20 protein-coding genes are annotated in these 20,052 nt (G+C 72.7%); 8 read left to right on the plus strand and 12 right to left on the minus strand.

What is annotated here, in order from left to right:
• Window positions 1-16: 16 nt before the first annotated feature.
• Complete coding sequence (locus MFF61_RS07530) at window positions 17-5,296, plus strand: alpha-2-macroglobulin family protein (RefSeq protein WP_238234514.1); 5,280 nt, start codon at window positions 17-19, stop codon at window positions 5,294-5,296.
• Between the two features lie 293 nt (window positions 5,297-5,589).
• A complete protein-coding gene (gene pbpC, locus MFF61_RS07535) occupies window positions 5,590-7,608 on the plus strand; it encodes a penicillin-binding protein 1C (protein ID WP_238234515.1) in 2,019 nt (672 codons plus the stop codon).
• A 94-nt stretch (window positions 7,609-7,702) separates the two neighbouring features.
• Here the strand turns inward: pbpC and MFF61_RS07540 are convergent, their stop codons facing one another.
• From MFF61_RS07540 to MFF61_RS07560, 5 genes are all read right to left on the minus strand, one after another.
• The gene (locus tag MFF61_RS07540) at window positions 7,703-7,963 is read right to left on the minus strand and encodes a BrnA antitoxin family protein (protein ID WP_238234461.1); all 261 of its coding nucleotides are present in this window, start codon (window positions 7,961-7,963) and stop codon (window positions 7,703-7,705) included.
• Between the two features lie 55 nt (window positions 7,964-8,018).
• Window positions 8,019-8,186 (minus strand): BrnT family toxin, encoded by a 168-nt coding sequence (locus tag MFF61_RS07545; RefSeq protein WP_238234462.1) that lies wholly within the window; start codon window positions 8,184-8,186, stop codon window positions 8,019-8,021.
• A 78-nt stretch (window positions 8,187-8,264) separates the two neighbouring features.
• On the minus strand, window positions 8,265-9,200 hold the full coding sequence (hemC, locus tag MFF61_RS07550) for a hydroxymethylbilane synthase (protein ID WP_238234463.1): 936 nt from the start codon (window positions 9,198-9,200) through the stop codon (window positions 8,265-8,267).
• 75 nt (window positions 9,201-9,275) lie between these two features.
• Window positions 9,276-9,449, minus strand: coding sequence for a hypothetical protein (locus tag MFF61_RS07555; RefSeq protein WP_238234464.1), 174 nt, complete (start codon window positions 9,447-9,449; stop codon window positions 9,276-9,278).
• A gap of 44 nt (window positions 9,450-9,493) precedes the next feature.
• On the minus strand, window positions 9,494-9,793 hold the full coding sequence (locus MFF61_RS07560; RefSeq protein WP_238234465.1) for an antibiotic biosynthesis monooxygenase family protein: 300 nt from the start codon (window positions 9,791-9,793) through the stop codon (window positions 9,494-9,496).
• Between the two features lie 205 nt (window positions 9,794-9,998).
• Here MFF61_RS07560 and MFF61_RS07565 point away from each other — a divergent pair, with 205 nt between their 5' ends.
• Entirely contained in the window at window positions 9,999-10,430 is a 432-nt protein-coding gene (locus MFF61_RS07565; RefSeq protein ID WP_238234466.1) for an RNA polymerase subunit sigma-70, read from the plus strand.
• A 68-nt stretch (window positions 10,431-10,498) separates the two neighbouring features.
• On the opposite strand, the gene MFF61_RS07570 is transcribed toward MFF61_RS07565, so the two are convergent.
• Window positions 10,499-10,966: an Hsp20 family protein gene (locus tag MFF61_RS07570; protein ID WP_238234467.1), complete on the minus strand. Its 468-nt coding sequence runs from the start codon at window positions 10,964-10,966 to the stop codon at window positions 10,499-10,501.
• Between the two features lie 233 nt (window positions 10,967-11,199).
• On the opposite strand from MFF61_RS07570, the gene MFF61_RS07575 reads away from it, so the two are divergent.
• Window positions 11,200-12,189 (plus strand): alpha/beta fold hydrolase, encoded by a 990-nt coding sequence (locus MFF61_RS07575; RefSeq protein WP_238234468.1) that lies wholly within the window; start codon window positions 11,200-11,202, stop codon window positions 12,187-12,189.
• Between the two features lie 30 nt (window positions 12,190-12,219).
• Here MFF61_RS07575 and hisN read toward each other — a convergent pair whose 3' ends face one another.
• Complete coding sequence (gene hisN / locus MFF61_RS07580) at window positions 12,220-13,008, minus strand: histidinol-phosphatase (protein ID WP_238234469.1); 789 nt, start codon at window positions 13,006-13,008, stop codon at window positions 12,220-12,222.
• A 170-nt stretch (window positions 13,009-13,178) separates the two neighbouring features.
• On the opposite strand from hisN, the gene MFF61_RS07585 reads away from it, so the two are divergent.
• Window positions 13,179-13,622, plus strand: a complete 444-nt coding sequence (locus tag MFF61_RS07585; protein ID WP_238234470.1) for a DMT family transporter — start codon at window positions 13,179-13,181, stop codon at window positions 13,620-13,622.
• Between the two features lie 173 nt (window positions 13,623-13,795).
• The gene (locus tag MFF61_RS07590; RefSeq protein ID WP_238234471.1) at window positions 13,796-14,086 is read left to right on the plus strand and encodes a hypothetical protein; all 291 of its coding nucleotides are present in this window, start codon (window positions 13,796-13,798) and stop codon (window positions 14,084-14,086) included.
• Between the two features lie 68 nt (window positions 14,087-14,154).
• Here the strand turns inward: MFF61_RS07590 and MFF61_RS07595 are convergent, their stop codons facing one another.
• Window positions 14,155-14,475, minus strand: a complete 321-nt coding sequence (locus MFF61_RS07595) for a hypothetical protein (RefSeq protein ID WP_238234472.1) — start codon at window positions 14,473-14,475, stop codon at window positions 14,155-14,157.
• Between the two features lie 89 nt (window positions 14,476-14,564).
• Complete coding sequence (locus MFF61_RS07600; RefSeq protein WP_238234473.1) at window positions 14,565-14,957, minus strand: hypothetical protein; 393 nt, start codon at window positions 14,955-14,957, stop codon at window positions 14,565-14,567.
• Window positions 14,958-15,157: 200 nt separating this feature from the next.
• On the opposite strand from MFF61_RS07600, the gene pyk reads away from it, so the two are divergent.
• Both pyk and MFF61_RS07610 read left to right on the plus strand, forming a co-directional pair.
• Complete coding sequence (gene pyk, locus MFF61_RS07605; protein ID WP_238234474.1) at window positions 15,158-16,582, plus strand: pyruvate kinase; 1,425 nt, start codon at window positions 15,158-15,160, stop codon at window positions 16,580-16,582.
• Window positions 16,583-17,082: 500 nt separating this feature from the next.
• A complete protein-coding gene (locus tag MFF61_RS07610; protein WP_238234475.1) occupies window positions 17,083-17,301 on the plus strand; it encodes a hypothetical protein in 219 nt (72 codons plus the stop codon).
• Window positions 17,302-17,426: 125 nt separating this feature from the next.
• Here the strand turns inward: MFF61_RS07610 and MFF61_RS07615 are convergent, their stop codons facing one another.
• The 3 genes from MFF61_RS07615 to MFF61_RS07625 form a co-directional block, all read right to left on the minus strand.
• A complete protein-coding gene (locus tag MFF61_RS07615; RefSeq protein ID WP_238234476.1) occupies window positions 17,427-18,176 on the minus strand; it encodes a cell wall hydrolase in 750 nt (249 codons plus the stop codon).
• 356 nt (window positions 18,177-18,532) lie between these two features.
• The gene (locus MFF61_RS07620) at window positions 18,533-19,423 is read right to left on the minus strand and encodes a dihydrodipicolinate synthase family protein (protein WP_238234477.1); all 891 of its coding nucleotides are present in this window, start codon (window positions 19,421-19,423) and stop codon (window positions 18,533-18,535) included.
• A 117-nt stretch (window positions 19,424-19,540) separates the two neighbouring features.
• The gene (locus MFF61_RS07625) at window positions 19,541-19,783 is read right to left on the minus strand and encodes a hypothetical protein (protein ID WP_238234478.1); all 243 of its coding nucleotides are present in this window, start codon (window positions 19,781-19,783) and stop codon (window positions 19,541-19,543) included.
• Between the last annotated feature and the right edge of the window lie 269 nt (window positions 19,784-20,052).

The following is a 20,052-nucleotide window of genomic DNA, read 5'->3' on the forward strand; positions in this document are numbered from 1 at the left end:
CAGCGCGGGGCCGATGATGTCGACAGCCACCCGGACGGGGCGCCTCGCGGCGGCCCTCGCTTTGGTGCTCAGCCTCGCGGTGCCCGCGGCCGGGCAGGCGCCTGCCCCGTCCCGCGCGGCGCCCTCGGCACTGGCCCCGGTCCCGAAGAGCTTCGTGCGCCAGAACCTCGCCAGCGAGGCGGTGCGCCTGGAGGCCCAGATCAAGGGCGAGACCGCCCCCAACGTGCAGAAGCCCGCTGCCCAGTGGCGGCGGGAGGCCGAGGCCCTGTCGAAGAACGACGACAACGACGGCGCGCTGGCCGCCTATGCGGGCGCGGTGGCAGCCGAGCCGGGCGACTGGCGCAACTGGTACGCGCTGGCCGAGACGGCGAACGGCGTCGAGAACGACGATTACGACGAGAACCAGAAGCTGCGCCTGCGTGCCCGCGCGGCCGCCTACATGGCCTACCAGCGCGCCGCCGCCCGCGCCGACGAGGCCAAGGCGCTGGCGCTCCTCGGCCAAGTGCTGGCCGAGCAGGAATCCTGGCGTCCCGCGCTCGACGCCTACCGGGCAAGCCTCGCGCTCGCCGACACGGCCGACACCCGCAGGACCTACGAGGACCTGCGCGAGAAGCACGGGTTCCGCATCACCGGCTACACGGTGGATTCGGACGCCGCGGCGCCGCGGGCCTGCTTCACGCTCTCGGAGCCGCTCTCGGCCAGGACCGATTTCACGCCCTACGTCGCGGTCTCGGGCGCGGCCAACGCCGCCGTGACGGCGCAGGAGCAGCAGGTCTGCGTCGACGGCCTGCGGCACGGCGAGCGCTACGCCGTGGTGCTGCGCCAGGGCCTGCCCTCCGCCACGCCCGGCGAGAGCCTGCTGAAATCCGCCGATTACGAGATCTACGTCCGCGATCGCCAGCCCCAGGTGCGCTTCACCGGGCGCAACTACGTCCTGCCCCGCACCGGGCAGGCGGGCGTGCCGCTCGTCTCGGTCAACGCCCCGAAGCTCGACGTCGAGGTGCTGCGCATCGGCGACCGCGGTCTCCTGCCGGCCCTGCGCTCCGAGGAGTTCCTGTCGCAGCTCTCCGGCGCCACGGCCCGCACCATCGCCCGCGAGAAGGGCGTGCAGGTCTGGAAGGGCACGCTCGACACCGCCCGGGCCGAGCCCAATCAGGAGGCGGTGACGGCCTTTCCGGTCCTCCAGGCGGTCGGCAAGGTCGAGCCCGGCCTCTACGTGATGCTGGCCCGGCCGAGCGGGACGACCGCGCTCGCCGACGAGGAGGGCGGCTACGAGACCCAGGCGACGCAGTGGTTCGTGGTCTCGGACCTCGGGCTCACCGCCTTCAAGGGACGCGACGGCATCCACGTCTTCGCCCGCTCGCTCGCCTCGGCCGCCACGGTGCCGGACGCCGAGATCCGGCTCGTGGCGCGCAACAACGAGGTGCTGGGCACGAAGACCACCGACCGCCAGGGGCACGTCGCCTTCGATCCCGGCCTCGCGCGGGCCGAAGGCGGGCTCGCCCCGGGCCTCGTCGTGGCGCGGCTCGGCGACGATTACGGCTTCCTCGACCTCCAGCTCGGCGCCTTCGATCTCGCCGACCGCGGCGTGAAGGGACGGCCCGCCGCGGGCGCGGCCGAGGCCTACGTCTTCCCCGAGCGCGGCGTCTACCGGTCGGGCGAGACGGTGCAGATCACCGCGCTCCTGCGCGACGCCAAGGGCACGGCGATCACCGGGCTGCCCCTGACCCTCGTCGCCAAGCGGCCGGACGGCGTGGAGTACCGCCGGGTGCTGGTGGCCGATGCGGGGCTCGGCGGACGGGCCTTCTCCCTGCCGCTCCTGCCGGGCGCCCAGGCCGGCACGTGGCGGGTCGCCGCCTATACCGATCCCAAGGGCGCACCGGTCGGCGAGACGAGCTTCCTCGTCGAGGATTACGTGCCCGAGCGGCTGGAGGTGACACTGGCCCCGCAGGGCGCGGCACTGCGGCCGGGCCAGCCGGCCGTGATCGACGTGGCGGCGCGCTATCTCTACGGGGCACCGGGCGCGAACCTGCAGGTCGGCGGCAGCGTGGCGGTGCAGGCCGCGGCCGGGAGCGGCATCGCGGGCCTCGACGGCTACGCGATCGGCCTCGACGACGAGAGCGTGGTGCCCACGAGCAGCGAGCTCGACGAGCGGGCGACCACCGACGCGCAGGGCAAGGCCGTGGTGCGCGCACCCGTCCCGGTCCTGTCGGCGCCCCGCCCGCTCGAAGCCCGGATCTCGCTGCAGGTGGGCGAGCCGGGCGGCCGGGCCGTGCAGCGCAGCGTCACCCTGCCGATCCTGCCCGCCGGCCCCGTGGTGGCGGTGCGTAAGACCTTCGGCGATCTGCGCGAGGGCGCCACCGCGACCTTCGACGTCGTCGCGGTCACGCCGGAGGGCACGCGCCTGCCGGCCGGGTCTGCGTCGTGGAGCCTCCTGCGGGTGGAGCGGACCTACCAGTGGTACCGCGCGGACGGGCGCTGGTCCTACGAGCCGGTGAAGACGACGCGCCGGCTGGCGAACGGCACCCTGGATCTCTCGCCGACGGCGCCGGCGCGCGTCGCCGTGCCGGTCGATCTCGGCACCTACCGGCTGGAGGTGCAGGCCGCGGGCGCGGCGAGCGCCGCCGTGACCTTCGGCGTCGGCTGGAGCGGCGCCGAGAGCGCCGACGCGCCCGACCTCCTCGACCTCACCCTCGACAAGGCGGCCTACGCCGCGGGCGAAACCCTGAAGGCGCGGCTGAGCCCGCGCTTTTCCGGCACCGCCACCGTGGCGGTGGTGAGCGACCGGGTGCACGAGATCCGCACCCTCGACGTGGCGGCCGGCGGCGCGGCCGTCGAGATCCCGGTCAAGGCGGAGTGGGGCGCGGGGGCCTATCTCGTCGCCACCGCCTACCGGCCCCTCGACCAGGCGGCCAAGCGGCTGCCGGGCCGGGCGCTCGGTCTGGCGTGGTTCTCGGTGGACCGCGCGGCGCGCGGCCTCGACGTCGCGGTGGAGGCTCCCGCCAAGGTCCGCCCGCGCGGCGAGCTGCGCCTGCCGATCCGGCTTGCGAACCTCAAGCCCGGCGAGGAGGCGCGGGTGACGGTGGCGGCGGTCGATGTCGGCATCCTCAACCTCACCCGCTACGCGACCCCGGACCCGTTCGGCTTCTTCTTCGGGCAGAAGGCGCTCTCGGCCGAGATCCGCGACCTCTACGGCTACCTCATCGACGGGATGCAGGGCACGCTCGGCGCCATCCGCTCGGGCGGCGACGGCGGCTCGGCGGAGCTCGCCGACGCGCCGCCGACCCAGGAGCCGCTGGTGCGCTTCTCCGGCGTCGTCACGGTGGGGCCGGACGGGCGGGCCGAGGTGAGCTTCCCCCTGCCGGCTTTCAACGGCACCGCCCGCGTCATGGTGACGGCCTGGACGGCGAACCGGGTGGGGGCAGCCTCCGCCGACGTGCTGGTGCGTGATGCGGTGGTGGTCGCCGGCACGCTGCCGCGCTTCCTCAACGTCGGCGACCGCTCGCGCCTGCACGTCGCCCTCGACAACGTCGAGGGGCCGGCGGGCGACTACGCCGTCGACCTCGACCTCGCCGGGCCGGTGGTGGTCGCGGCCGACGCGCTCGGCCGCACGCTGCGTCTCGGCCCCGGGCAGAAGGGCGCGATCGAGATCCCCGTCACGGCGGCCGGTCCGGGGCTTGCCCGGATCGACCTGCGGCTGACCGGGCCGGGCCTCGACGCGCCGGCGAGCCAGAGCTTCGCCCTGCGCATCCAGCCGGGCACCGGGGCGCTGGTGCGCCGCACGGTGCGCCCGCTCGATCCGGGGGCGAGCCTCACCGTGTCGGGCGACCTCTTCGCCGAGATCCTGCCGGGCACCGGCTCGCTCTCGGTCTCGGCCTCGCCGCTCTCGGGCCTCGACGTGCCGGCCCTGCTCCAGGCGCTCGACCGCTACCCCTACGGCTGCACCGAGCAGATCGTCAGCCGGGCGATGCCGCTCCTGGCGGTCAACCGGCTCTCGGCGATCGAGCGGCTCGCCCTCGACGCGACCATCGACGAGCGGGTGCGGGGCGCGATCGAGCGCGTGCTCGCGCGCCAGGATTCGGGCGGCAATTTCGGCCTGTGGTCGGCCAACGGCGCGGAGGACATCTGGCTCAACGCCTACGTGGCCGACTTCCTCACCCGGGCGCGCGAGCGCGGCTTCGCGGTGCCCCAGACCGCCTTCACCCTCGCGCTCGACCGCCTGCGCAACGCCGTGGCGAACACCAGCGAGGTCGGCGGCGGGGGCATGGACCTCGCCTACGCGGCCTACGTGCTGGCGCGCAACGGACGGCCGGTGATGGGCGACCTGCGCTACCTCGCCGACACGAAGCTGTCCGAATTCGCCACGCCGCTCGCGCGCGGCCAGATCGCGGCGGCGCTGGCGCTGCTGGGCGACCGGGGGCGGGCCGCGCGGGCCTTCGACTCGGCCGTCGCGGCGCTGCGGACCGAGCGGGACAAGTCCGAATACCGGGCCGATTACGGCTCGCGCCTGCGCGACGGGGCCGGCCTGATCGCCCTCGCGGCCGAGACGGGTCTCGCCCGCGACAGCATCGCGCCGCTCGGCGCGATCGTCGGCGAGGAGCGGGGAGCGAACCGCCTCACCAGCACGCAGGAGAATGCCTGGATGGTGCTGGCCGCGGCGGGCCTCGCCAAGGACGCCGAGGCGATGGCCTTCGCGGTGGACGGCGAAGCCCGCTCCGGTCCGCTCTACCGCAGCTTTACGGCGTCCGCCCTCGATGCCAGATCGGTGACGATCACCAACCGCGGCACCAGCACCGCCCAGGTGGTGCTCGGCATCGCGGGCAGCCCGATCGCCCCCGAGCCGGCGGAATCGCGAGGCTTCACGCTGGAGCGCAGCTATCACCGGCTCGACGGCGCTCCGGTCGACCTCGCCCAGGTGCGCCAGAACGACCGGCTCGTCGTGGTGCTGAAAGTGACGGAGGCGCAGGCCCGCGCCGGCCGCCTCCTCCTCGTCGACCGCCTGCCCGCGGGCCTCGAGATCGACAACCCGAAGCTCCTGGACGCCGACGCGGTCTCGACCCTCGCCTGGGTCAAGTCGGAGGTGCAGCCGACCCACACCGAGTTCCGCGACGACCGCTTCGTCGCCGCCTACGAGCGCGACCCGAACCAGTCGGCCTTCTTCACCATCGCCTACACGGTGCGCGCCGTGACGCCCGGCCGCTACGTCCACCCGGCCGCCAGCATCGAGGACATGTACCGGCCCGAACGCTACGGCCGCACCGCCTTCGGCGCCCTGGAGGTGGGGGCGAGCCGGTGAATGCCGGGTTGCTGCCCCTCACCGCACGAAGCCCGACCCGGGGGATCCCCTCTCCCGTGCCGGAAAGGGGGTCCTCGCGATGATTCCGAACATCCTGGCCGCCGCTGCCGGTGCCGCGCCGCGGAACCGCACCGATGACGTGGCGGCCTAGAGCATTGTCCGACGAAGTGGATACCGCTTCGTCGAAGAAAATGCGGCAAAATCAAAGACCTAGAGAGCTTCGCGATGGCAACGCGATCGTGAAGTGCTCTAGGCGCCTCGCCGCCGCCTGTCTCGGCCTCCTCCTCGCCGGAATGGCGGCGCTGGGCCTCACATGGCATCGGCTCCCGCCCCTCGACCTCGCCGCCGCCGCAATCCGCTCGCCCGTGGTGCTCGACCGGAACGGCACGCTGCTGCGTCCCTTCGCAACGGCGGACGGGCGCTGGCGGCTGCCGCTCGCGCCGCAGGCCGTCGATCCGCGCTACGTGGCGATGCTGCTGGCCTACGAGGACCGGCGCTTCCGCGATCATCCGGGCCTCGACCCGTCCGCCCTGCTGCGCGCGGCCGGCCAATGGATCGCGGCCGGGCGGATCGTGTCGGGCGGCTCGACGCTCTCGATGCAGGTCGCCCGCCTCGTCGAGCCGCGGGCCGAGCGGTCGCTCGCGGCGAAGCTGCGCCAGATGGCGCGTGCGGTGGAGCTGGAGCGGCGGCTCGGCAAGGACGGGATCCTGCGCCTCTACCTCGCGCTCGCGCCCTATGGCGGCCCCGTCGAGGGGGTGCGGGCCGCGAGCCTCGCGTATTTCGGGCACGAGCCGGGGCGGCTCTCGCTCGCGGAGGCCGCGCTCCTCGTCGCCCTGCCGCAATCGCCCGAGGCGCGCCGGCCCGACCGCTTCCCCGAGGCGGCGCGGCGGGCGCGCGACCGCGTGCTCGACCGCGTGGCGGAGCGCGGCGTGGTGCGTCGCGACGAGGCCGAGGCCGCGAAGGCCGAGCCCGTGCCGCACCAGCGCCGTCCCTTCCCGATGCTCGCCGCGCACGCCGCCGAGGCGGCGCTGGCGCAGCGCCCCACGCAGCCCGTCCACCGCCTCGCCCTCGACGCGAAGCTCCAGGCGAGTCTGGAGGTGCTGGCCGGCGAGCGCGTCGGCGCGCTCGGCCCCGGCCTGTCCGCGGCGATCCTGGTGATCGACAACCCGACCGGCCAGGTGCGCGCCCATGTGGGCAGCGCGGGCTACCTCGACGCGTCCCGCGCGGGCGCGATCGACATGGCGGCGGCGCTGCGCTCGCCGGGCTCCGCGCTCAAGCCGTTCGTCTACGCGCTCGCCTTCGAGAGCGGGCTCGCTCACCCGGAGACGCTGCTCGACGACCGGCCCTCGCGCTTCGGCGCCGCCTACGCGCCCGAGAACTTCGACCAGACCTTCCAGGGCACGGTGACGGCGCGGCGCGCGCTGCAGCAATCGCTCAACGTGCCGGCGGTGGAGCTGCTGGAGGCGGTCGGCCCGGCCCGTTTCATCGCCCGGCTGCGGGCGGGCGGGGCCGGCATCGCGCTGCCGCGGGACGCGGCCCCCGGCCTGCCGGTGGCGCTCGGGGGGCTCGGCATCACACTCGCCGACCTCGCGCGGCTCTACGCGGGGCTGGCCCGCGGTGGGAGCGTGCCGGACCTCGTGCGGCGCCTCGACGGCGACCCATCCCCTCCCCGCGACCTGCCCCGCATCGCCGAGCCGGTGGCCGCATGGTACGTCGCCGACACCTTGCGCGGCACGCCCCCGCCCGAGAATGCCCTGCCGAACCGCCTCGCCTACAAGACCGGCACCTCGTACGGCTACCGCGACGCCTGGGCGGTGGGGTTCGACCGGCGCGTCACGGTCGCGGTCTGGGTCGGGCGGCCGGACGGGGCGGGCGTGCCGGGCCTCGTCGGGCGCCTCGCCGCCGCCCCGATCCTGTTCGACGCCTTCGCCCGGGTCGGCGGCGAGCCGGAGCCTTTGGCGATGGCGCGCGATGCCCTCGTCGCCACGACGGCCGGCCTGCCCCCGCCCCTGCGCCACATCCGCCGCGACGCCCCGAAGGTCGCCGGCGAGGCGGCCGGCGCGGCCCTGCGCATCGCCTACCCGCCGGACGGCGCACGGGTCGATCTCGGCCTCGCGGAGGGGCCGGGCAGCGGCCTCGCCCTGAAGGCGCTCGGCGGCACCCTGCCGCTCACCTGGATGGTCAACAGCCTGCCGCTGCCCGAGGCCGCGCGCCGGCAGGCCGAGTGGCAACCGGACGGGGCCGGCTTCGCCCGCATCTCGGTGATGGATGCGACGGGCGCGAGCGACAGCGTGGTGGTGCGGCTGGAGTAGACGCCCGAGACCGGCGCCGTCGATGCATCGCCCGGCCTCTTGCCGGCATGGGCCCGCCTGAAGCCGGAAGCCCGGCGCGCGATCAGGCGAGCCGTCAGGCGACCGTCAACTTGCTGGCCGCTTCGGCCGGTGCCTCGTTCATGCGGGTCTGCCAGCCCGGCCCTGTCGCCTCGAACGCGTCCACGATGTGTGGATCCAGCCTGATGGTGACCGGCACTTTCCTGACCTCGGCCTTCGGCCGCCCGCCGCGATTGACCAAGGCCGCGTCGAGCGCCGGGGCCGGAACTTCGCGGGCCGGCCGCATCTCGGCCAGTTCCGCGTCGGCAGCCTCCGGGTTGTCGGGATCCTGGGCCATCCGAGCCTGTAGGCGGGCCTCCTCCTCCTCGGTGAGGTAGCGGACCGGCCGGCGGTCAGCCCTTGTCGTCATAGGCGTGCCTTTCCTTGTTGCTCGCGGGACGGAAGCTGATGAGCGAGATCGCTTCGGTGCCGAGAGGCCGGACGACCAGGGTATGCAGATCGCCGTCGAAGTCGCCGACTGCGACTAAACTGGGACGGTCGAGCTGTTGGAGGCGGCGCACGCCGCCCGAAGCGCCCGCTGATGCGGCCGGCGTCGACGGCCGCTCGCGGGTCGGGCGCCGCAAGCGGAACGGCGAGCGCTATTGCAGATGCTGCCGGTAGGTCTCGCCGGCTTGCGCCTTCAGGTCCGCCCCGGCCTCGCGGCCGATCGCGGCGGCGTCCGCGGCCGCGCCGGTGCGGGTGGTGGCCCAATGGGCGCTGCCGTCCGGCAGGAAGAGGAGGCCGTTGAGCGTCAGGCGCTCGCCGTCGATCTCGGCCAGCGCGGCGATCGGCGTGCGGCAGGAGCCGTCGAGTTCGGCGAGCAGCCCGCGTTCGGCCGCGAGCGACGTGGTGGTGCGCGGGCAGGCCACGGCCTGGAGGAGGTCGATGATCTCCCGGTCGCCCTCCCGGCACTCGATGCCGAGTGCGCCCTGCGCCACTGCCGGCAGCATCTCGTTCACCGACAGCACGTCCTGCGCCAGATGCGCGAGGCCGAGGCGCTCCAGCCCCGCGATGGCGAGCAGCGTCGCGTCGCAGGCCCCCTCCTCCAGCTTGCGGATGCGGGTGTTGGCGTTGCCGCGCAGGGGCACGATCTGCAGGTCGGGCCGGCGCATCAGCACCTGCGCGCCCCGGCGCAGGGACGAGGTGCCGACCCGGCTGCCCGCCGGCAGATCGGCGAGGCGCTGCGCCTTCAGCGACAGGAAAGCATCGCGCGGATCGTCGCGCGCCAGGATCGCCGCGATGACGAGACCGTCCGGCAGCCACGTCTCCACGTCCTTCATGGAGTGGACGGCGACGTCGATCTGGTCGGCGAACAGGGCCTGTTCGAGTTCCTTGGTGAACAGACCCTTGCCGCCGATGGCCGAGAGCGGCCGGTCGAGAACGCGGTCCGCCACCGTGTTGATGACGACGAGTTCCATCGCGCCGGGCTCGGCGAGATGCGGATGGGCCGCGGCGATGCGGTCGCGGACCATGCCGGTCTGGGCGAGCGCCATCGGGCTGCCGCGGGTGCCGATGCGCAGGGGGCGGTGGGCCATGACGCGTGCTTCGCCGTTGAGGAAGTGTCCTCTCGGCGAGTAGCCGCTCGGCCGCGGCCTGTCACCTGCCGCCGGCTAATCCTTGGGGATCTGCTCGTTCGCGACCGGCTTGCCCTGCGGCGTGCCGGCCGAGGGCGGCCGGTCCTGGCCGGCTGGCTGGCCCGCGGGCCGCCGGCTGGTTCCGGCGCTGACATCGGCCAAGCCCTCGGACGAGCCGGCCGGTCGGGGAGCGGTGCGGTCTGGGGTCATGATGGCGCCTCCGGCCGGGTCAACGGCCGGGGGCGCGCGGTGTTTCAGAATCCGGCCACCGCGACCGCGGTGTGCTCGACCTCGGGCGGGGCCGCGAAGTGGTCGGCCACGCAGGAGCGCCATTCCTGAAAATCCGGCGACTGGCGGAAATCCACCGTGTGGTTCTCCAGGGTGTCCCACTTCACCATCAGCCGGTAGCGGGTCGGGTGCTCGATCGAGCGGTGCAGGTCCAGGCCGCGGCAGCCCTTGGCGCGCCGGAAGACCGCCGTCGCCCTGCCGACGCCCTCCTCGAACGCCGCCTCGTGGCCGGGCTTCACCTCTATCTGCGCGATTTCCAGAATCATGCCTGTCCTCCCTTGAGCGGCCCCGCATGCGCGATCCGGCCCGCGAAGTCACGCCCGCAGACGATGCCGAGACCGGTGGATGACGTTCGCGCGCGGTTGCATCGCCGCGGCGCGACGCGCACAAACCGTGAATAGATCCCGTGAAGCGGGAAACCTGCGTCAAGCGGGACCGTTGCCTCGGGGCCGAGGTGTGAGGACTGCGCCGATGACGACGCTGAAGGAATTCGAGGAGGCGCTGCGCGAGCACGGCATGCTCATGGCGCTCGCGATCCTGGAGCGCCTGCGCGAACGCGACCGCGCCAACCGCACGGTGAAGCCCGGCCGGCGCATCGTCGGCAAGAAGATGACGCCGGATCTCGCCCGCGCCATTCTGGACCTGCACGGCTCGACGGAGATGACCCAGCAGGAGATCGCCTTCAAGCTCGGCGTCAACCAGGGCCGGGTGAACGAGGTGATCAAGCGCGGCAAGTGGCTCTCGGGCGACCAGAGCGCACCGGAGGCGGTGGCCCGCGACAAGGGCAAGGCGCGCATCCGCGGCACCGAGACGAAGCGCCCGGCCCGCAAGGCGAAGGACGCCAAGACGGCGGCGCGCAGACCGCCTAAGGCCCAGGCGCAGCTCGCCTTCGGGGACCTCTGAATCCGCATGCGAAAACGCCCCGGCCGAGATGGCCGGGGCGCGCCCTGTCCGGGATCAGGCGAGGCCGGTTACGCGGCCTGCTGCACGCTGCCCTCGATCGACCGCGGGGCGCTGCCCGTGGCGATCTGGATCTGGCGGGGCTTCTTCGCCTCCGGGATCTCGCGGACGAGATCGACGTGGAGGAGGCCGTTCTCCAGGGCGGCACCCGTCACCTGGACGTGGTCCGCGAGCTGGAACCGACGCTCGAAGCTGCGCGCCGCGATGCCCTGATGCAGGAACTCACCCTTCCGGGCCTCGGCCGCCTTGCGCTCGCCCTTGATCGTCAGCGCGTTCTCACGGACCTCGATCGACAGATCCTGGTCGGTGAAGCCGGCGACCGCCACGGTGATCCGGTAGGCGGTCTCGCCGGTGCGCTCGATGTTGTAGGGCGGGTAGGTCGGGGCCGACTCGGCGCTCACGAACTGGTCGAGAGCCGAGAACAGACGATCGAAGCCGACGGTCGAGCGATACAGGGGAGCAAGGTCGAACTGACGCATGACATATTCTCCGTGCGAAGCAATATGTGGTCTTCGGATCCGCCGCGATGGGCCGGATCCTGCCGGGATGCACCGCCTGACGGCCGGTGCCTCCCTGATATCGGGGGTGCTAAGGCGCCGTTCAAGAGCCTCCGAGGCACTCTGCAAAACGGGCACAACGCGGCCGTGCGCTTGATTTTGCCGGCCGGGCTTGGTGCTCTCGAACCGTCGCCGTTCTCGCCCCGGGGCCGCCCGTGACCGTTCCGCTGCTCGCCACCCCGGACAACCCGATCCCGCCCGGCGCGCGCGTCCTGGCGGTCCCCACCGCGGACGGGCTGACGCTGCGGGCCGCCACCTGGGCGGCGACCACGCGCACCACCCGCGGCACGGTCTGCCTGGTCCAGGGGCGGGCCGAGTTCATCGAGAAGTACTTCGAGACGATCCAGGACCTGCGCGGGCGCGGCTTCGCGGTGGTGGCCTTCGACTGGCGCGGCCAGGGCGGCTCGGACCGCACGGTCGAGGATGCCACCAAGGGCCACGTGGGTGACTTCGATGAGTACCGGCGCGATCTTCTGGCGATCGAGAGCCAGATCCTCGTCCCGCTGATGCCCAAGCCCGCCTTCGGCCTCGCGCATTCGATGGGCGGTGCGATCTGCCTCATCGCCGCCAAGGAGGGCCGGCTGCCCTTCGCGCGCCTCGTGACCATCGCGCCGATGCTCGGCATCGCGATGATCCGCCATCCGCGCGCCGCCATGCGGCTCGCTTCCGTGCTCGACCGCCTCGGCTTCGGCCGCCGTTTCGTGCCCGGCGGCACGTCGGTGTCGATCGCCACCAAGCCGTTCCCGGGCAACCGCCTGACCACCGACCCCGTGCGCTACGCCCGCAACGCCGCGGCCGCCCTCGCGGTCGGGGCCGGGGCGATCGGGGACCCGACCGTGGCCTGGCTCGCCGCGGCCTTCCGGGCGATGCGCCGGCTGGCGGATCCGCGCTTTCCCCTCGACATCCGGGTGCCGATCCTGGTGCTCGCGGCGGGCGACGATCCGGTCTGCAGCACGCCGGCGATCCAGCGCTTCGCCGCGCGCCTCAAGGCGGGCCACACCATCACGCTGCGCGGGGCGCGCCATGAGATCCTCATGGAGCAGGACGCGATCCGCGAGCAGTTCTGGGCCGCGTTCGACGCCTTCGTGCCCGGCACGCCGGCCCCCGCCCCCGGCGAGGACGAGACCGCGCTGGAGCGAATATGACGATCGCCTGACTGCGATGGCCGAGGCCGGTCAGGCGTTGAGGAGGGCGAGCGCCGCCTCGTGCAGCCGCCGGTCGCCGGCCGCCACGATGGTGCCGCCATTGGCCGCCGAACCGCCGTCCCAAGTGGTGACCACGCCACCCGCGCCCTCAATGACCGGGATCAGGGCGACGATGTCGTAGGGCTTGAGGCCGGCCTCGATCACGAGGTCGATCTGGCCCGCGGCCAGCATGCAATAGGCGTAGCAATCGGTGCCGAAGCGGGTGAGCCGGGTGGCGGCCTCGATGCGCCCATACGCCTCGCGTTCGCGCCCCTCGCCGAACAGGCGCGGATCCGTGGTGGCGACGATGGCCTCCGACAGGGCGGAGCGGCGCCGGGTCAAGAGCCGGCGGGTGCCGTGCGGGCCGCGGTACTGCGCGGTCCGGCCGTCGCCCGAGAAGCGCTCGCCGAGGAAGGGCTGGTGCATCAGGCCGTAGCAGGGCACGCCGTCGCGGGTGAGCCCGATGAGCGTGCCCCAGAGCGGCAGGCCGGCGATGAAGCCGCGGGTGCCGTCGATGGGGTCGAGCACCCAGACGTACTCCGCGTCCTCGTGCTCGCTGCCGAATTCCTCGCCCAGGATGCCGTGGCTCGGGAAGGTGCGGCGGATCAGCTGGCGCATCGCCGCCTCGCCCGCCCGGTCCGCCTCCGTGACCGGGTCGAACGGCGCCTGTCCGGTGGATTTGTCCTCGGTGATGAAGGCGGCGCGGAAGAACGGCAGGATCGCCTGCCCGGACAGCGCGGCCAACTCGTCCACGAACCGCGCGAAATCCACGACGCTCATCGGCCATCCCTCATGGTCTCGTCCAACCCCGGCGCGCGGCTGGCCCGAGCCGGATCGAAAGAGCGCCGGGCTGCCTGCGTCAAGCCCTCCTCACCCTCCACGTGCCGCGCGTTCTGCAACCCAAGCGGTGGCATGGCGGTTGGGGCAGCCCGCAGCCACCCGAGGCGACCATGTGGTTCCTGTACGCCCTGACCCTCCTGGCCGGCATCGCCAACGCGGTGCAGCCCGGCCCGAATGCGACCCTCGCCAAGACGCTCGGGCAGCCCTTCGCGGCCGGCCTCGTGGTGGTCACGGTGAGCGGCACCACGCTGCTGACACTCGGCCTGCTCTCGGGGCGCCTCCACCTGCCGAGCCTGGAGGAGGCCGCGCGCGTGCCGTGGTGGGCGTGGTGCGGCGGCCTCCTCGGGGCGCTGCTGGTCCTGTCGCAGCTCTTCGTGGCCCGGCAGATCGGCGCGGCTCCCTTCCTCGGCCTCCTCGTCACCGCGGGCGTGATCACCTCGATCGTCCTCGACCATTTCGGCTGGGTCGGGTTCAAGGAGCATCCGGCCGGGCTCGGGCGGATCGCCGGCGGCGTGCTGATGGTGCTGGGCGTCAGCCTCGTCGCGCTGTTCTGAGATGACCCGTGCAGGTTCCCGTTCGGCCCGGTGCGAGGATCCTCGAAGATCCTCCTGGTGAGGACGGCGATCGTCGAGGCCATCGTCGCTTCGGGTTCATTTCATTCGGATCACGGGCGAACTCCCGGCCCTCCCCAACGTTGGGGGCTCAGACCCGACTTGAGGAGACCACGATGCGATTGAGCACCACGGTTCTGGCGACCGCCTGCACCCTGACCTTCGCGGGCCTCGCCCAGGCGCAGGCGCCGACCGGTCAGGTCGCGCCCGCCCCGGGCACCGCCGGCCCCGCCGCCACCGGCACGGTCGCCCCCGCGCCGAACACCACGGGCAACAACCCCAACGTCACGATCGCGCCCGGCCCGACCGGCGCCTCGACCATCCAGACGGATTCGGCCGCGGGCAGCAATGCCGGTCAGCCGTCGCGGGCGGTACCGCAGGGCAGCGGCGGCAGCGGCAACCGCTGAGCCACGCGGGTGCGGCGCCGCCACCGGCGCCGCACCCGGACCCTCGTTCCGTGCGGGGCCGGGGCGCTCTAATTGCTCCGGCGCCCCTCGGTCATCCGGTCCTTGCAGCGATACCCCAGGAAGCACTGCCCGACGTTGGCGGAGGGGCCGAAATACGGCTCCGTCGTCTGCTCGATGGTGCAGAATCCGATGTCGCGCACGAGGCGCTCGTAAGTGTAGGGGCCGGTGCTGACGAGCGTGGCACCGCGCTGGTTCACCGCGGCGAGCACCTGACCGCAGGGAAGGGCCGGCGCCGGGATGCGATCCCCGACGACCTGCGCGCGGGCGACCTGCGCGGGGGTCGCGACGGCGATGAGGGCGACGGTCAGGGCGCGCGCGAGCGTGGGCATGGGATCATCGGGTCCGCGAGATGAGCCGCAAGCGGCAGCGAAGGTGGCGTTGTACCCACCGGACGCGTCATCCGGAAGCCTCGCCGCCCTCAGGCCGCCATCCCCTCGGCAACGTTCTCCTGCCGCCCGCGCGGCTTCGGGGTCGGGCGCAGCGGCGTTGCGGGTCCCTGCAAGGCCGTCTCGGCCTCGCGCCGCGAGGAGGTGGCCTCGACGAGGCGCGACCAGCGCATGGGGATCTCGTGCGCGGCGACGAGGCGACCGGTGAAGTCGTAACGGCGCCAGCCGCAGCGCGGGCGGCCGGTCTCGTCGGTCTCGTCGTAGGTTTCGTAGCGGGCGATCGGCTCGCCCTTCACGTCGTACTCGGTATGGAACCAGCATACGCCGTCCGCCGGCCCGCCGCGGCTGCGAGAGCCTTCGATCATCAGCCGATGCGTGACCGGGATGCGAAAGATCGTCTCGAAGACCGGAGGCTGGAACAGCATGGCGATGGTATCCCCTCCTGCGATCTCCTCGCGGAAGACCGTCAGAACCGATGCGACGACAGGGCAATGGTGCGACGCAACAGATTTGTCGTCAAGCGATGGCGAGGGCCTCGGCGGGTCCGATCCACGGGCGGGAGGGTGCCGTTCGGTGAGGATATCGACTAACGTCTAAGGCGATCAGACCGACTCGGAGCTTCGCCATGCGGCGCCACCGCCATGCCAAGATCGTCGCCACCGTCGGACCGGCGAGCGCCTCGCCCGAACGCCTGAAGGCCCTGTTCCTGGCAGGCGTCGACACGTTCCGCCTGAACTTCTCGCACGGGCTGCATCAGGACCATGCGCGCGTGCACGCGGCGATCCGCGACCTGGAGCGCGAGACGGGCCGGCCGATCGGCATCCTGCAGGACCTGCAGGGCCCGAAGATACGCATCGGCACGGTGGCGGGCGGCAAGCTGGACCTCGCGGCGGGCGACCGGGTGCGCTTCGTGCCGGAGGGGCGCGAGGGCAACGCGCGGGCCATCCCCCTCCCCCACCCGGAGATCTTCGCCTCGGTGGCGCCGGGGCAGGACCTTCTGATCGACGACGGCCGGGTGCGGGTGCGGGTCACGGGCGTGCAGGACGACGCGCTCGATGCCGAGGTGGTGACGGGCGGCGTCATCTCCGACCGCAAGGGCGTCAACCTGCCGGGCACCGTGCTGGCGCTCTCGCCGCTGACCGAGAAGGACCGGGCCGACCTCGCCTTCGGGCTGGAGCTGGGCGTCGACTGGGTGGCGCTCTCCTTCGTGCAGACGCCCTCCGACGTCATCGAGGCGCGCGGCCTCATCGGCGGTCGGGCCGGGCTGATGACCAAGATCGAGAAGCCCTCGGCGCTGGAGCATATCGAGGATATCGTGCGCCTGTCCGACGCCGTCATGGTGGCCCGCGGCGATCTCGGCGTGGAGCTGCCGCCCGAGGACGTGCCGGGGCGCCAGAAGGAACTGGTGCGTGCCTGCCGCCGGGCGGTGAAGCCGGTGATCGTGGCGACGCAGATGCTCGATTCGATGGTCTCGGCCCCGAGCCCGACCCGGGCCGAGGCCTCGGACGTCGCGACCGCGGTCTACGACGGGGCCGATGCGGTGATGCTCTCGGCCGAATCGGCGGTCGGCCAGTATCCGGTCGAGGCCGTGGCGATGATGGACCGCATCATCCGCCGCACCGAGACCCACCGGCTCTACCGCTCCCTGGTGGCGGCGAGCGAGCCCGAGGTCGAGGACAGCCCGCCCCACGCGGTGGCGGCCGCGGCCGCCGGCCTCGCGGACGCGATCCAGGCCGCGGCGATCGTCGCCTTCACGCTGAGCGGCACCACCGCGGCCCGCATCGCCCGCAAGCGCCCGAACGTGCCGATCCTGGCGGCCACGCCGGATCCGGGCGTCTCGCGCCGCCTCAGCCTGTACTGGGGTGCCCACAGCGTGCTGTCGGAGGATATCGCCTCCTACGAGGCGATGGCCGCCAAGGCGTCCGAGCTCGCCCAGAGCGAGGGCTTCGCGCAGAGCCCGGAGCTCGTGGTGGTGGTGGCGGGCATCCCCTTCGGCACGCCGGGCACGACCAACAACCTGCGGGTCATCGAACTCGGGCGCGACACCTGATCCCGGCGCGCCTTTGATCCGACCTGCCTGCGTGAACCATGCTGCGCAGAGATGCGGGTGGGGACGAGAACGCGCTGACACGAACGCGCGGCCATATCAGCGGGCTGCAACTGTACCAACGGCCCAGGATGCTGACGCATCGATCTCGATCCCGGGCTTGCCCGGGATCGACGGGGCCGTTGAGCCATCTCGAATTTTCGACATCAAGCCAAGGACTTGGCAAAATTCGAGAGCGGCGCAATGGTCATTGATAATGACCGTGGCTAAGTCGAGAGCCCCGCAGCATAGCCGTTGGTCTGCGGCGCGCGTGCGACGTGAAGTCGTAATGTTTCTGGGATTACCAGCTCTGCCTGCGCGTCTCTTCTTGAGGAACCAGGGTGGGGGCTGTGGGCGTTCATCGCCTCGGCGCCGGCCTATCCCCTGGTTGAGCACCGACTCACAAGGCTTCCATGCGCGGGCCATCGCTTTGCATCCACACGCTTCCGGCCGATGTCGCACGGATGATCGCCGAGCACGTCGCGGAAGCGCACCACGAGCGCGACAAAGCGAGAGAGGAGCTGACGCAGCTGCAGAATGCCGTCAGGAGCTTGGTGGAGAAGCTCGCGGCCGAGTTGGAGTGGGTCGAGGCTTACGATCAGGGCGCCGCCGGCAGGATGCGGGACGGCGTCAACGCTCTCGCCCGCCTGACCACTCAGCTGCCATCCGATCTTGCCCGATGACTGCGCGACGATGCGGGCGGGGGAGGAGTACGCGTCGACACAAACTCGCGTCGGCGCATGACGCGCAGCGGCAACACGACAGCGGAACCGACAGGAGTTCTCCGCGCCCCTCAGTATGACCGGCCTCAGCCCGGCGCGCGCGCGGTCTCGGCGGCGGCGACGCGGCAGATGTTGCGGGCCGGACCGAGTTCCGCGAGCGGCGTCTGGCCCGCCTGAGCCACGCGGACGGCCTGGGCCTGGCGCCGAGGCTGGGCCGAATGGGTCTGGGCGGGATGCGCCTGAGCGAAGCGGACCGGCTGGGCGGCCGTGCGCGTCTCGGCGACGAAGACCGGCATCGCGGCCGGACTCGTCTCGCGCTCGTGGCGCGAGCGCTTCTCGTAGAAGGCGTTGCCGCCGGCCAGCGCGACGTAGTGCATGTTGGTGTAGGGGAAGCGCAGGCCCGCGGTGTGGAAGAACTTCGCGCCGCCGACGCGCTCATGGCGCTCGCCGGCCAGGATCGCATCGGCGATCTGCTCGGCCTTGTCGCGCTCCTTGTCCCGCATCGGCTTGTGCAGCACGCCGGTGGCGAACTGCCTGTGCTGGCCGACGACGCCGCAGATTGAGTCCGGATAGTTCGGCGCTTCCAGCCGGTTCATCACCACCGTGCCGACGGCGAGGAGCCCCTCCTCGCTCGACCGGTTCGACTCGAAGTACATGGCCCGGGCCAGGCACTCGCGGTCGGCCGTCGTGACGGCGGCGAGCTGCTTGCGACTCGCGATCGAGCCGGTGGACGCGGTGTCGAGGCCGGGCTGGAGGATGCCGCAGCCGCCGAGATGCGGTGCGCAAGCCAGGACGGCCAGTCCGGCGGCGAATGAGACACGTCGCGTACGCTGCATGCAACCCCCGTAGCTTGCGGTCACGCTTTCCGTACAGCTCGACCGCAAATGTGGCGGAGACGGGGCAGGCCGCGGTCGCGCCGTCTTTCTTTTGCCTTGACGAGAACACAGAAGATCAGGGTGGTGCAGGAATACAACGAGTTGTTTTGCATTGCGAAAAGGATCTGCGGCATTGCGGCAGATTCGGCGCAGTCGCGGCAAGACGAGCGGGGTTCGCGACGCTGCCCCGCGCCATGGCCGAAGATGCGGGCGGCCGCGTCCGAGATCCCGGGGCAGGGCTCTGCCGCAGCGGGCGGCGCCGGGCCTGCGGCCGGACAATGTCCGCAGATGCGGCGCCGGGTTCTCGTCCGGCTGGATCAGGCGGCGGGCAGCGCGCCGGCCGCTTTGAGGATCGCGCGAAGGTCCGCCTGCGCCACTTCGTCCAGGGGCGCCTGCGGCGGGATCGGGTCGCCGACCGCGAAGCCCTGGAGGGCGAGCCCGGCCTTGACGCAGGCGGCGAGCTGGTAGCGGGCGAAGGCTTGGTTCACGGCCCAGAGATCGCGCTGCACCGCCATCGCGCCGGCCCAGTCCCCGGCCCGCGCCCGCTCGTAGAGGGTGACGCTCCGGCGCGGCACGAGGCAGGCGGGCCCCGCCATCCAGCCGACGCCGCCGATCAGCATGACGCAGGCCGGGATGTGCGAGGAGGCGGCGAAGACCTGCATCCGCCCCTCGGTCTCCGTCAGGATCGACAGCAGCCGTCCGGTGTTGGTCGAGGCATCCTTGATGTAGCGGATGTTCGGCACGTGGGAGAGGCGCCGGATCAGCGGCAGCGACAGGTCGGCGCGCTGGAAGTTGGGGTTGGTGTAGAGCACCACGGGCCCGTCCACCGCCTCGGCGATGGCTGTGAAATAGGCGGCGATGCCGTCGTCCGGCACCGGGAAATAGGCTTCGAGCGTCGCCATGACCCCGTCTGCGCCCCGCCGCATCACTTCGCGGGCGAGGGACACCGCCTCGGCGGTCGTGGTGGCGGCCACGCCCGCGATCACCGGCACGCGCCCGGCGGCCGCCTCGACGACGGTCTCCACCACGGCGAGCTTCTGCGCGACCGTGAGATAGGCGAACTCCCCGGTCGAGCCGAGCGGGGTGAGGCCGTGCACGCCCTCGGCGATCAGGTGATCCACCAGCCGTGCGAGGACGGGGCGCAGCACGCGCCCCTCCGCGTCCACCGGCGAGACCAGATACGGGAAGACGCCATGGAGCGCGCGCATGGGCCGCCTCAGGGCCGGCCGCGCGAAGCGCGCGCCGTGTCGGGAACCGGGACTGCCATGCGCATCCTCCACCGCAGGTCGTCCCAAACCTCGCGCGCACCCGCCGGGTTGTCCAGCTCAGGAACGCGGAGGCCGCCCGCACGCGGCTCTGCCGTGGCCGGACCGGTCGCGGCACGCGGACCGGCGGGGCACCGCGACGGGGGCGGCGAGCGGCCGCGCGGGGCGGACCGTCCCCTCGCGGATCGGCACCGACGGATAGTTCGAGGCGAACGGATTGGTGACGAGGCCGGCGCCCTGTGCGGCGGCCGCGGTGGTGAGGGCGATCAGCAGCAGGCCCGGACGGAGAACGAGATCCAGCATGGTCGCAGGATACGAGGAAAGGCCCGCCGACGTCAGCCGGCGAGCCTCATGGGCAGGGTCCACGTTCCAGGGTTCGGAGTCATGAGATGGGCGCGGTGGGAATGCCGTCTCGGCGCCGCGCCGGGCTGGTCCGCCCTGGAACCACTATCCCTGTCGGGAGAAGCCCGGCGGCGCGTCCTCGCCCCCGTCATCGGTGCACGTCGCGTGGGTTGGGCAACCTCTGGAAATCATGGCTGACCTCCTTGGCATCAACGTCGACGGGGGCATGC

Source organism: Methylobacterium isbiliense (assembly GCF_022179325.1).
GTDB classification, from domain to species: domain Bacteria; phylum Pseudomonadota; class Alphaproteobacteria; order Rhizobiales; family Beijerinckiaceae; genus Methylobacterium; species Methylobacterium isbiliense.